This window comes from Pseudomonas sp. NPDC086278 (genome assembly GCF_050280905.1).
Taxonomy (GTDB): Bacteria; Pseudomonadota; Gammaproteobacteria; order Pseudomonadales; family Pseudomonadaceae; genus Aquipseudomonas.
In genome coordinates, this window is record NZ_JBNNWE010000001.1 from 134,750 (window position 1) to 146,707 (window position 11,958).

The 11,958-nt window shown below is 60.7% G+C and carries 11 protein-coding genes; 4 read left to right on the plus strand and 7 right to left on the minus strand.

Annotation, left to right across the window (positions count from 1 at the left end; genetic code table 11):
• Positions 1-50 precede the first annotated feature (50 nt).
• Entirely contained in the window at positions 51-572 is a 522-nt protein-coding gene (locus tag ACQKP4_RS00715) for a DUF4142 domain-containing protein (RefSeq protein ID WP_427629451.1), read from the minus strand.
• 217 nt (positions 573-789) lie between these two features.
• Between ACQKP4_RS00715 and ACQKP4_RS00720 the strand changes: the two genes are divergently transcribed.
• Both ACQKP4_RS00720 and ACQKP4_RS00725 read left to right on the plus strand, forming a co-directional pair.
• On the plus strand, positions 790-1,032 hold the full coding sequence (locus tag ACQKP4_RS00720; protein ID WP_427629453.1) for a hypothetical protein: 243 nt from the start codon (positions 790-792) through the stop codon (positions 1,030-1,032).
• Positions 1,033-1,145: 113 nt separating this feature from the next.
• A complete protein-coding gene (locus ACQKP4_RS00725) occupies positions 1,146-1,337 on the plus strand; it encodes a hypothetical protein (RefSeq protein WP_427629455.1) in 192 nt (63 codons plus the stop codon).
• 113 nt (positions 1,338-1,450) lie between these two features.
• Here ACQKP4_RS00725 and ACQKP4_RS00730 read toward each other — a convergent pair whose 3' ends face one another.
• From ACQKP4_RS00730 to ACQKP4_RS00740, 3 genes are all read right to left on the minus strand, one after another.
• Positions 1,451-2,542, minus strand: a complete 1,092-nt coding sequence (locus ACQKP4_RS00730; protein WP_427629457.1) for an SMP-30/gluconolactonase/LRE family protein — start codon at positions 2,540-2,542, stop codon at positions 1,451-1,453.
• On the minus strand, positions 2,539-3,684 hold the full coding sequence (locus tag ACQKP4_RS00735) for an SRPBCC family protein (RefSeq protein WP_427629459.1): 1,146 nt from the start codon (positions 3,682-3,684) through the stop codon (positions 2,539-2,541). Before ACQKP4_RS00735 ends, ACQKP4_RS00730 begins: the two co-directional genes overlap by 4 nt.
• 99 nt (positions 3,685-3,783) lie before the next feature.
• Entirely contained in the window at positions 3,784-4,647 is an 864-nt protein-coding gene (locus ACQKP4_RS00740; protein ID WP_427629461.1) for a LysR family transcriptional regulator, read from the minus strand.
• Positions 4,648-4,771: 124 nt separating this feature from the next.
• On the opposite strand from ACQKP4_RS00740, the gene ACQKP4_RS00745 reads away from it, so the two are divergent.
• On the plus strand, positions 4,772-7,402 hold the full coding sequence (locus tag ACQKP4_RS00745) for an MGH1-like glycoside hydrolase domain-containing protein (RefSeq protein WP_427629463.1): 2,631 nt from the start codon (positions 4,772-4,774) through the stop codon (positions 7,400-7,402).
• Positions 7,403-7,457: 55 nt separating this feature from the next.
• Here the strand turns inward: ACQKP4_RS00745 and ACQKP4_RS00750 are convergent, their stop codons facing one another.
• From ACQKP4_RS00750 to ACQKP4_RS00760, 3 genes are all read right to left on the minus strand, one after another.
• The gene (locus ACQKP4_RS00750; protein ID WP_427629496.1) at positions 7,458-9,305 is read right to left on the minus strand and encodes an amidohydrolase; all 1,848 of its coding nucleotides are present in this window, start codon (positions 9,303-9,305) and stop codon (positions 7,458-7,460) included.
• A gap of 294 nt (positions 9,306-9,599) precedes the next feature.
• Positions 9,600-9,914, minus strand: a complete 315-nt coding sequence (locus ACQKP4_RS00755; RefSeq protein ID WP_427629465.1) for an SCP2 sterol-binding domain-containing protein — start codon at positions 9,912-9,914, stop codon at positions 9,600-9,602.
• 64 nt (positions 9,915-9,978) lie between these two features.
• Positions 9,979-10,689 carry a histidine phosphatase family protein gene (locus ACQKP4_RS00760; RefSeq protein WP_427629467.1) on the minus strand — a complete coding sequence of 237 codons (711 nt, stop codon included), beginning with the start codon at positions 10,687-10,689 and terminating at the stop codon, positions 9,979-9,981.
• Positions 10,690-10,893: 204 nt separating this feature from the next.
• Between ACQKP4_RS00760 and sohB the strand changes: the two genes are divergently transcribed.
• Entirely contained in the window at positions 10,894-11,916 is a 1,023-nt protein-coding gene (gene sohB, locus ACQKP4_RS00765) for a protease SohB (RefSeq protein ID WP_427629469.1), read from the plus strand.
• Positions 11,917-11,958: the final 42 nt, after the last annotated feature.

An 11,958-nucleotide genomic window follows, 5' to 3' on the forward strand; every position in this document is an offset into this window, starting at 1 on the left:
GGGTACAAAAAAAGGCCGCATCCATCGATGCGGCCTTCTTGTTTACGGGGTTATTTGCTTGGGTGCGCCGCCTGCAGCTGTTTCGCCGCGTCGAGGTGTTTTTCCAGCGCCGGCAACATTTTCTGGGCGAAGCCCTTCAGCTCCGTCGCGCCCGCCACCTTGTCATCGGTCACGGTGTCCGCTTCTTTCTTGAACAGCGCGATGGTTTCTTCGTGAGCCTTCACCTGGTTGTTGGCGTAAGCCGCATCAAACGACTCATCGCGCATGTCGAGGATTTTCTCCTTGGCCTGTTTCACCAGCGTGGTGCTGTCCGGCACTTTGATGTCGTGCTTTTTCGCAATGGCGGCCAGCTCATCGTTGGCCTTGGTGTGATCGGTGATCATCATGTTGGCGAACGTCTTGATATCGGCCGACGAGCTTTTTTCCAGCGCCAGCTTGCTGGCTTCGACTTCGGCAATGCCGCCCGCCGCTGCATTGTCGACGAAGTCATTGGAAGTGGCGGCGAAAGCGCTGCCCATGCTGGCGCTCAAGGCTACGGCGAGGGCGAGGTGGCGCAAGGTGAATCCGTCCATTGGTCATTCTCCACACAGGTTTTTATCGCGATCCGATTGATCGTTATTCAGTGGAGGCTGGCGGTTGGGCAAAGGTTTTATCGCAATTGCCTCAGGACGACGAACGGACACCGCTGGTCTGACAGGTGGTCGACAGAACCCGCCAACCGAGGCCATTCTGATAGTTGGCGAGCGCAAATGACCGCGTTGGCTACCGATCATCAAACGGAGGTGTTCCATGCCGGTGACCCACGACCTGTATCAGGACTTGAGCTGCACGAAGGAAGAGATCCAGCAAAGACGCACCAAGGATCCATTACTGGATTCACTGATCAACAAGTATTCGCAGGCGGATGCCGAAGTGGTGAAGGCAGAGTCGGCAACCTCCGACGCGCCAAGCGACGACGCATTGAAGAAGCTCAAAGAGAAGCGCTACCAGGTCAAGGAGAAGATCGTCCAGCAACTCCAGACACAGGTATGACCCGCCGCCCCCCAGCCGCCGACGACCGGTGACTGAATTATTGGAACGACGACAAAACCCGGCACCTCGAACGTTCAGAGTCCTACTGTTTTCGACTCCCTGCGAGGTGCCTCATGTCTGGTCCAAGCCTTTCCAACCCAACGTTTCCCAGCGAAGAGCAGGGCGGCTATGATCCGATCCCGACTCATCCAGAACCCTTGAGCCCGAACCACATCACCACCGACCCCGACGCCGACGAGGACAGCACCGAGCTGGACCCGGAACGCGTGCTGGAAGAAACAGAAGACGACACAGACCTCAAGTAAGCCCCAAGCAATGTGGGAGCGGGCTTGCTCGCGAAAGCGCCCAGGCATTCAACATCGATGTTGAATGCTCAACCGCTTTCGCGAGCAAGCCCGCTCTCTCACACTGACGAGTGTTACGGCTGCAGGGCCGTGGTGAGCGGCAGCCGCGCCATGTGTCTGGCCTTCAGCGACCCGAAATACAACCAGTCCCCATACTCGCGCACTGTGGTGATCGGCGAGTAATTGCCGCTGCTCGCATCCTGCAGATTGGCAATCACTTTGCCGTCAACGTCCAGCCCCAGCACAAACGCACGCTTTTCCACGGGTTTTGGCAGCACCGTCATCGCCCGGACAATCATCTTGCGCACGAACGGATGCGCCGCCGTGGCGTCCAGCAGCGCATTGCGCGGCGCGTACAGCGCTACCCAGAACCGGTCCTGACCGTTGAACGACAGGTTGTCCGGCAAGCCCGGCAAGTTGTCGATAAACAGGTCGTGGGTCCCGGCTTTCGGCCCGGTCAACCAGTAGCGGCTGATGCGATAGGCGCCGGTTTCATTGACCAGCACAAAGGCGTCGTCCGGCCCCAGCGTCACCCCATTGGCAAACTCGAGCTTGTCCAGCAACACCGTGGTCTTGCCAGTCTGAAAGTCGTAGCGCAACAACCGGCCATCACCGCCATGCTCGATGATCGCCTCGCCATCCTTGCCGTAACCCCAGCGGCTGGAGGCATCGCTGAAATAGGCGTAATGCCCGGACTTGTCGATGGCCACGTCATCGGTAAAACCAAAGGCCAGGCCCCCGGCCGCCGTCGTCAACGGTATCAGGCGACCCTGGGCATCGAGCGACAGCAAACCCTTGACCCCGTCCGCAATCACCAGCAACCCATTGGGATGGCGGGCCAGCCCCAGCGGCCGGCCACCGGTATTGGCGAGGACTTTGGTGTCCTTGCCATCGAGGCTGGTGCGAATCACCCGGCCATCGTGCAGGCCGGTGATCAGCACGTTGTCTTCCAGCAGCAACGCCTCCGGCCCTTCAATGTCCGGCGGGCCGACGCGCTCCACGCCTTTGAGGCGTTGATTGTCGGCGTATACGCCGCTGCTGAGGGACGGCGCTGGCGGCGGCGTCCAGGCCACCGGCCGCACCTTGGTCGGGAACAGCAACAGGAAGCCGCCGACGAGGATGATCAGCAACACCAGTAAATCGCGGATCCGGAAGGTTTTTCTCACGCATTGACCCCCGCCGGGGTCAGGTGTTGTTGCGCCTTGTCGCGCAAGGCCAGCATCGATTCTGCGGACTCATGGTCGATGCGCCGCTTGAGCAGCAACTGATTGGCAATCCGCATCCCCAAACCGCTGAACTGATATTCCAGCGTGCGCACGAACCGGGTGTTATCACCGTCGGCCTCGCATTCGTAGGTGACCACCAGTGACAAACCGTGATCGCCTTGCGCACGGGCGCTCCAGCGTCTTCCGGGCAGGTACTCGTCGACTTGCCAGCTCAGATGCCCGTCGCGCCCGCCGGCGCGGATGTCTTCTTCGAACCTCGCCCCGGCATGCAGTGCGCCGCTCGGGCCGTCGATCCTCAGGGACGACGGGTGCCACTCCGGCCAGCGCGTCACGGTGCTGGCGTAGGTGAGCACGGCAATCGGGTCGCCAGCGATAACGATCTGGTGCTGCATGCGGGTCATGGGCGCTCTCGTCGGGGTCAGGTTGTCGTGCTCCGGCTCCCAGTACAGCGTGCCGAACAGGTAGTCCATCAGTGGAAAAACGATGTTGAAATTGCGCTCCTGCATCAGTTCGCGGCGGTGATGCAGTTCATGCAGGCGGCGCATCTGGCGGATCCATGGCAGACGCGAGACCGGGTGCCGGGGTGGCAAATGCTCGCAGGCGTGAAACACCTCATACGCCAGGTAACCGAGTACCAGACAGCCGCCAAACAACCCGGCGACATTGGCGTTGAGCTGCGTCAGCAACCACCAGAGCGGCAGGGTGATGACCACGGTGTGCACCACGATCAACCACGCCGGAAACAGGATGACCCGAAAGTCACGGGCGTTGTCGTAGGTCATGTGGCCGGGGGCGAAGAAGCTGTGATGGTCGCCGGCATGCCGTGCGTAGAACATCCGTGCATAGCTTTTTTTATGGTGCCCGAGGTGGCGGTGCACCTGGTACACGCCGAAGTTGAACAGCAACAGGGTCAGCGGCACGGTGAGCCATTGCAGTGGCTGCACTTCATGCACTGTGCTCCAGAACCCGGCAATGGCCAACACCCCGAACAGCAGCACGAAGGTGCCGTGCAGCCAGGGGTTGTAGATCGGATGGATAGCGGCTCGATAACGGCTGCGGAATGTTTCGGTGGTCTGCCTCACTGCAATCACCTCTAATTATTGTTAGCTCCAGCAGATTAGCCGATCTCGCCGCAAAAGCAGCGCCAACTTGTACGCCACAAACGCCAGGTTCCAGTCTGCTCAGGCCAACGGGTTCCAGCGTTGCGACCAGTCCTCGTCGCTTTTGATCACTTCACGCAGTAAATCGAAGGCCCGTTGCAAGGTGGCGGAGTCACGATCCCGGGAATACACGAGGTAGGTCGGGTAGCTGAATTCCGGGGCTTTGGGCACCGCTTCCAGCAGGCCGCTTTCCAGATAGCTCTGCACCACGCGGGTGCGGAAGTAGCCGCTGCCGCCGTGCTCCAGAATGTATTGCAGGGCCAGCGGGCCGAGGTTGAAGCTCAGTGCAGCCTTGGCTTTTTCAGGCAGGGCGGCATCGTGTTGACGGCGGAATTCCGGTCCCCAGTCGACGTAAACGTAGGGATCAGGCTGACCGGCCAGACGGACCAGGACCAGTTTTTCTTCCAGTACTTGCTCGACTTGCAGGCGCGGCCAGTATTCCGGCTGGTACACCAGCGCGGCGTCCAGAACGCCCAATTCCAGCTGACGCAACAGGTTTTCGCCGTCACGGATTTCCATGCGCAGGGCGTGCCCCGGGATTTTTTCGCGCAGTTCGCCCGCCCAACTGAGCATCAACGGATTGCACAGACTGACCTCGCCGCCGATGTGCAGCATGTCGTCGAAACCCTCGGGCAGCGGCAAGTTCCGCCGCGCGGCGTTCCAGGTTTCGACCAGTTGATTGGCGTACACCACAAACGCTTCGCCGTTGGGTGTCAGGCGCGCACCGGCGCGGTTGCGCACGAACAGCGTGCTGCCCAACTGGCTTTCGAGCTTCTGCACGCGTGCGGTGATCGCGGTCTGGGTGACGTGGAGTTTTTCGGCGGCGGCAGCGAGGCTGCCGTGACGGACGATTTCCAGGAAGGTGCGAGCGAGATCGATGTCCATGGGGTAGCCGGCGCGGGAGGTGCCGGCATTGTAAACGGATACACCGGCGGCTACAGGGGATGTTCAGTTATGCAACCGGGCAAAGCACTATACTGCAACCGTCTCTTGCCCAACGGACCCACCCATGACGGCCAAACCCGTAACAAGCATCCTCGATACCACCGAAGGTCAGCGCCTGACCGGCAGCGATGCCGACGCCTGGCGCGAATGGGGGCCGTACCTGAGCGAACGCCAATGGGGCACGGTGCGCGAGGACTACAGCGCCGACGGCGATGCCTGGCGTTACTTCCCGCATGATCATGCGCGCAGTCGCGCCTATCGCTGGGGTGAAGACGGGCTGGCGGGGTTCTCGGACAAGGCGCAGCACTGGTGCCTGGGGTTGGGTTTGTGGAACGAGCGCGACCCGATTCTCAAGGAACGTCTGTTTGGCCTGAACAACTCCGAGGGCAATCACGGCGAAGACGTCAAAGAATTGTATTTCTATGTCGATGGCGTGCCGAGTCATGCCTATATGCGCATGCTCTACAAATACCCGCAGGCCGAATTTCCCTACGCCGACCTGGTGGCGCAGAACGCCCGTCGCGGTCTGGCCGATGCCGAGTACGAAATTCTCGACACCGGCGTGTTCGAAGATGAGCGTTATTTCGACGTGTCGGTGGAATACGCCAAGCACACCGCAGACGACATTTTCATGCGCGTCACCGTGCACAACCGTTCTGACCTGCCGGCGCGTCTGCATGTGCTGCCGCACCTGTGGGCCCGCAATACCTGGAGCTGGGCGGCGGACGAGCAGAAACCGGGTTTGACCCTGGACGGCGCTCAGGTGCTGGCCCGGCATCCACTGCTGAGCGACCGTCAAGCCAGTGCCTGGGGCGGTGACGACTGCCGCTGGCTGTTCTGCAATAACGAAAGCAATTTCCCCAAACTCGATGGCGTGGCGGTCAGCGGTCCGTTCAAGGACGGCATCAACGACTTCATCGTCAATGGCGACACCGCTGCGGTTCGCCCTGACGCCGGCACACGGGTGGCGGCGCATTTTCTGCTGGTGTTCGAGGCAGGGCAAAGCCGTAGCGTGTACCTGCGTTTCGCGCCGGCCGGTGCGCCGCCGGTCAGTGCCAAGAGCGTATTCGATCAACGCCGCGCCGAAGCCGACGGCTTTTACGCCGCGTTGCAAGCCGGGATCAGCGACGCGGATGCGCGCAATGTTCAGCGCCAGGCGCTGGCCGGTTTGCTCTGGTCGAAGCAGCTGTATTACTTCGACGTCAATCAGTGGCTCGACGGCGATCCGGCGCAACCTTCGCCACCCCCCGAGCGCCTGCACATCCGCAATAAACATTGGCGGCACTTGTCGAACGCCGACATCGTCTCGATGCCCGACACCTGGGAATATCCGTGGTACGCCTCGTGGGACCTGGGCTTTCAGGCGGTAGCTTTCGCGTTGATTGATCCGGGGTTCGCCAAGCATCAACTGTTGCTGCTGGTCAAAGACCGCTTCATGCATCCCAATGGCCAGTTACCGGCGTATGAGTGGCGGTTCGACGATGCCAACCCGCCGGTGCATGCGTGGGCCAGTTGGCGCGTGTATCAGCAGGACAAGGCGCTGACCGGCGTCGGCGACATGGATTTCCTTGAGCGGATCTTCCATAAACTGCTGCTGAATTTTTCCTGGTGGGTCAACCGCAAGGACGCCGAGGGGCGCAACCTGTTTCAGGGCGGGTTTCTGGGGCTGGACAACATTGCCCTGTTCGACCGCTCGGCGTTGTTGCCGACGGGCTATCAACTGGATCAGGCCGACGGCACGGCGTGGGTGGCCGCGTATGCGCTGGACCTGATGCGCATCGCGCTGGAACTGGCCAAGCGCAACAGCGTGTACGTCGACATCGCGGTGAAATTCTTCGAACATTTTCTCTACATCGCCGGGGCGATCAACCGGGTCGATTCCGAGGCCGAAGGTTTGTGGGATGAGCAGGATCAGTTTTTCTATGACGTGCTGCACCGTCCCGACGGCGTCAACGAACCGCTGCGGTTGCGCTCGATTGTCGGCCTGATGCCGCTGTTCGCCGTGCAAGTGCTGGAGCAGCACGAGCACGAAGGCTTGCCGGGTTTGCGTGATCGATTGCTCGGGTTTATGCGCCATCGGCCCGATCTGGCCAGCCTGGTGTCGCGCTGGACCGAGCCCGGTGAGGGCAACCGCATGCTGCTGGCGCTGTTGCGCGGTGAACGCACCAAAGACTTGCTCAAACGCATGCTCGACGAGGATGAGTTTCTGTCCCCGTACGGCATTCGTTCGTTGTCCAAGGCCTTTGCGGAACAACCTTTCGGCTTGCTGATCAACGGCGACCAACTGTGTGCCCGTTACGAGCCGGGCGAGTCCGAATCGCGGCTGTACGGCGGCAACTCGAACTGGCGCGGACCGGTGTGGATGCCGATCAATTACATGCTGATCGAATCGCTGCGCGAGTTTCACCGGTATTACGACCAGAACTTTTCGGTGGAATACCCGACCGGGTCAGGCTTTCTGGCGTCACTTGAGGAGGTGGCTGACAGCCTGAGCCAACGTCTGACGAAGCTTTTTCTGCGGGACGAAGAGGGCAATCGGCCGTCAATGGCGGCGTATCCGCAGTTACAGGCCGACCCCGCCAGCCGCGACCTGGTGTTGTTCCATGAGTATTTTCATGGGGGAACCGGACGCGGCCTGGGGGCCAGTCATCAGACGGGGTGGAGCGCGCTGGTGGCGCTGTTGTTGCAACCCTGATTCCACCTCCATGCAAAATTCCCTGTGGGAATGTCGGTGTCTGTGCGGTCGTTGATCAAAACGCAAAACACGAGCAGCCGAACGCGCCCCAGAAGCCCTGAAAGTCACTGACCGGCGCCGAGGACAGTCGCGCCCGCTCGTGGCTGTGTGCATGCACCGCGCACGCCCCCACACATTGGTGAACCTGCGCCGCCAGCGGCGCCAGGTGTTTCCAATGACCGGGCACGGTGGTCACCGGCGACCACTCCGGCACGACCGGGATCGGCGGCGGCCCGAGTTTTTCGAACTCGGCCGTGCCATACACGATCTTGCCGTCAACGATGGTCAGCACCGATTCAATCCATTTGACCGCCTCATCCTCGATGTGAAAGTAGTCCGCCGACAATGCAATGAGGTCCGCCAGTTGCCCGACCTTGATCTGGCCTTTCTTGCCTTGCTCGGAAGAAAACCAGGCGCTGCCGTGGGTGAACAGTTCCAGCGCGGTGTCGCGGCTCAAGCCTTGCGGGTACAACTCCAGCCCGCCGACCGTGCGGCCGCTGACCAGCCAGTACAGCGACGTCCACGGGTTGTAGCTGGAGACGCGGGTGGCGTCGGTGCCGGCGCCGACGGGCAGGCCTTCGGCGAGCATGCGGGCGATGGGCGGTGTGTGTTCGGCGGCTTTGGCGCCGTAGCGCTCGACGAAATATTCACCCTGAAACGCCATGCGATCCTGAATCGCAATCCCCCCGCCCAGGGCTTTCACCCGTTCGATGTTCTGCGGGGTGATGGTTTCGGCGTGGTCGAAAAACCACGGCAAACCGTTGAATGGAATGTCGCGATTGACCTTCTCGAACACGTCGAGCATGCGGCCGATGGATTCGTTATAGGTCGCGTGCAAACGGAACGGCCAACGCTGTTCAACCAGATGGCGAACCACCGGTTCCAGTTCCTGCTCCATGGTTTGCGGCAGGTCGGGGCGCGGTTCGAGGAAATCTTCAAAGTCCGCCGCCGAGAACACCAGCATTTCCCCGGCGCCGTTGTGCCGCAGAAAGTCGTCGCCCTGACCGTAGTGCGAGGTGCTGGTCCAGTTTTTGAAGTCGCTCAATTCTTCCTTGGGTTTCTGCGTGAACAGGTTGTAAGCAATGCGCACCGTCAACTGTTGGTCTTTCGCCAGTTGCTGGATGACCTGGTAATCGTCCGGGTAGTTCTGATAACCACCGCCGGCATCAATGGCACTGGTGACGCCGAGGCGATTGAGTTCGCGCATGAATTGTCGGGTCGAGTTGACCTGATACTCCAGCGGCAATTTCGGCCCTTTGGCCAGCGTCGAATACAAAATCATCGCGTTGGGGCGGGCGATCAGCATGCCGGTCGGATCGCCGTTGCTGTCGCGCTGAATCTCGCCACCCGGCGGGTTGGGCGTGTCACGGGTGTAACCGACCACTTTCAACGCGGCGCGGTTGAGCAGGGCGCGGTCGTAGAGATGCAGCACAAACACCGGGGTGTCCGGCGCGGCCTTGTTGAGTTCATCAATCGTCGGCAGACGCTTTTCGGCGAACTGGAATTCGTTCCAGCCACCGACCACTCGCACCCATTGCGGGCTCGGCGTGCGATCAGCCTGCTCCTTGAGCATGCGCAAGGCATCGGCCAGTGACGGCACGCCTTCCCAGCGCAGTTCGAGGTTGTAATTGAGGCCGCCACGAATCAGGTGCAGGTGCGAGTCGTTGAGACCGGGGATCACCGTGCGCCCGTGCAGGTCGACAATCGTCGTCCCCGGACCTTGCAGTGCCATGGCCTGAGCGTCGCTGCCGACCACCACGAAGCGTCCGTCCTTGATCGCGACAGCACTGGCCTGGGGTTTCTTGCGATCGACGGTGTGCAGGCGTCCGTTGTACAGAATGAGGTCGGCCGGGGCGTCGGGCATGGTTTTACTCCCTGCAAATAACGGGCTGATCCAGGCGCCGACGGCACCCGCCGAAAGGCCTTGCAGTACACGTCGGCGGTTGTAGCCGTCGTGGTCGTCAGGTGGGCTCATGGCAGTGCTCCGCGCCAATGGATTGGGGGGCAAACAGCCGATGTCCGACGCAGGCGGCCAGAAGGAATATAGACCGCAAATCCGCTTGTAGCCGTTTTCCGCCCGCACAAAACGACGAATCCCGCCACAAGGGGCGGGATTCGTTGAAAGCCAGACGTATTCCCGAAGGCCGGGAGCGGCTGCTTAGCTTGGGAACAGCTCGGACAGTTTCATGGCCAACATCATGTCGCCTTCGGCGCGCAGCTTGCCGCCCATGAACGCTTGCATGCCGTCGGTCGAACCGTCAACGATGCCTTCCAGGGTTTCGCCGTCCATTACCAGCGTGACTTGGGCGTCAGGGTTGACGCCTTCCTGCAACTCGCAGGTGCTGTCTTTGACGATCAACGAGAAGTTCTTGTCTTCGTCGATGCGGAAACCGAATACCAGGTCCAGACCGGCAGCGGCGGCTGGGTTGAACTTGGCTTTCATTGCTTGTACGGCGTCAGCTACGGAGGTCATGGTTCGATCCTTTCTTGGGTAATAAGAGCTGGGTGATTACAGCCAGGGTCACAATAATCCGGACTCAGCGAAACGTGATGAGTTCCGGTGCCTTCATCAGTTGCAGGTGTGCATGACCGTTGAAGGAAGCCAGTGCCACTTCGCGACCACGGAATTTCAGTTGGTGGAGCGAGGTGTTGACGATTTGCCAGTTGAGTTCAAAGGCCTGTCTTGCCGGCATTTGAGTAATGAGGTGGAGCAGGGCAGTGATGGTGCCGCCGGAGGTGAACACGGCGATTTTCTGGGGGTTGTCGGCCTGTTCAAGGATGCGGTTCAGGCCGGCCTGTACACGTTCGACAAAGCCCAGCCAGCTTTCGAGACCCGGCGTGTCATAAGTCCCGGCCAGCCAGCGCTCTATGATCAGGGCGAAGATGCGCTGGAACTCGGCGCGGTTCTGCGTGGCGTTGCGCAGGATGTCCAGGGCTTCGGGCTCGTCTTCGAGCATGGCCGGCAGCAGCGCGCGGATTATCGCGTCGGCGTCGAACTCATTGAAGGCGGAATCGGTTTCCAGGGTCGGCACCGGCAGCCCGACGGCAGTGAACTGTTCCAGGGTGCTATTGGCCGTGTGTTGCTGGCGGCGCAGGTCGCCGGACAGGCAGCGATCAAAGTTCAGACCCAGCCCGGCCAGGTGCTGGCCGAGGATTTCAGCCTGGCGCACACCGGTCGGCGACAGGACGTCATAGTCGTCTGCACCAAAGGAGGCCTGGCCATGTCGAATCAAATAGATGCTGCCCACGTCCGCGTCGTCCCGGTACGTTGAAGGTTTGGCGAGGTTATGGGGATGGCGGTGAGCTGTCAATGAAAAAACATACGCTTGTTTGAAAGGCCCGTTACAGGCTTGTTGCCGAAGGTTTCACGGCTGGCCGTCGAGCCGAGGCATGGGTATGCTGGGCGCATTCCGCGCGTGTTTTAAGTCGTGCATCGTATTGAAGGAGTCACTGTGGAGTTTTTGTCCGAGTACGCCAGTTTCCTGGCCAAGACCGTGACGCTGGTGATCGCCATTCTGGTGGTCCTGGCCAGTTTCGCGGCGTTGCGCAGTAAAGGTCGGCGCAAGTCGGCCGGGCAGTTGCAGGTCAGCAAGCTCAATGATTTCTACAAAGGGCTGCGTGAACGCCTGGAGCAAACCTTGTTCGACAAGGACCAGCTCAAGGCGCTGCGCAAGTCCGAAGCCAAATCGACGAAAAAGCAAAAGAAGAAACCCGAAGCCAAGCCACGGGTATTCGTGCTGGATTTCGACGGCGACATCAAGGCATCCGCTACCGAGAGCCTGCGCCACGAGATCACCGCGCTGCTGACTCTGGCAACGCCGAAGGATGAAGTGGTACTGCGTCTGGAAAGCGGCGGCGGCATGGTCCATAGCTACGGCCTGGCGTCTTCGCAACTGGCGCGCATCCGCGATGCCGGTGTGCCGTTGACCGTGTGCATCGACAAGGTGGCGGCCAGTGGTGGCTACATGATGGCGTGCATCGGCGAGAAGATCATCAGCGCGCCGTTCGCGATCCTCGGTTCGATCGGTGTGGTCGCGCAGTTGCCCAACGTCAATCGCCTGCTGAAAAAGCACGACATCGACTTCGAAGTCCTGACCGCCGGCGAGTACAAGCGCACCCTCACAGTGTTTGGCGAAAATACCGAGAAGGGCCGCGAGAAGTTCCAGGAAGACCTGGACATCACTCACCAGTTGTTCAAGAACTTTGTCGCGCGCTACCGCCCGCAACTGGCCATCGACGACGTGGCCACCGGTGAAATCTGGCTTGGCATCGCTGCGCTGGACAAGCAATTGGTGGACGAACTCAAGACCAGCGACGAATACCTCGCGGAGCGGGCGAAAAAGTCCGAGGTCTACCACCTGCATTACGCCGAACGCAAAAGCCTGCAAGAGCGCATCGGCATGGCGGCCAGCGGATCGGTCGACCGGGTATTGCTGAGCTGGTGGAGCCGGTTGACCCAACAACGTTTCTGGTAACACTTTCAATACCGCGGGCCCTTTCATTGTCAGGCAATGAAA

What these genes read in the sequence shown, in the direction of transcription:
- ACQKP4_RS00750 (WP_427629496.1), bottom strand. Translation starts at nt 9,305, where the DNA reads ATGCCCGACGCCCCGGCCGACCTCATTCTGTACAACGGACGCCTGCAC.
- ACQKP4_RS00715 (WP_427629451.1), bottom strand. Translation starts at nt 572, where the DNA reads ATGGACGGATTCACCTTGCGCCACCTCGCCCTCGCCGTAGCCTTGAGC.
- ACQKP4_RS00740 (WP_427629461.1), bottom strand. Translation starts at nt 4,647, where the DNA reads ATGGACATCGATCTCGCTCGCACCTTCCTGGAAATCGTCCGTCACGGC.
- ACQKP4_RS00755 (WP_427629465.1), bottom strand. Translation starts at nt 9,914, where the DNA reads ATGACCTCCGTAGCTGACGCCGTACAAGCAATGAAAGCCAAGTTCAAC.
- ACQKP4_RS00745 (WP_427629463.1), top strand. Translation starts at nt 4,772, where the DNA reads ATGACGGCCAAACCCGTAACAAGCATCCTCGATACCACCGAAGGTCAG.
- ACQKP4_RS00720 (WP_427629453.1), top strand. Translation starts at nt 790, where the DNA reads ATGCCGGTGACCCACGACCTGTATCAGGACTTGAGCTGCACGAAGGAA.
- ACQKP4_RS00725 (WP_427629455.1), top strand. Translation starts at nt 1,146, where the DNA reads ATGTCTGGTCCAAGCCTTTCCAACCCAACGTTTCCCAGCGAAGAGCAG.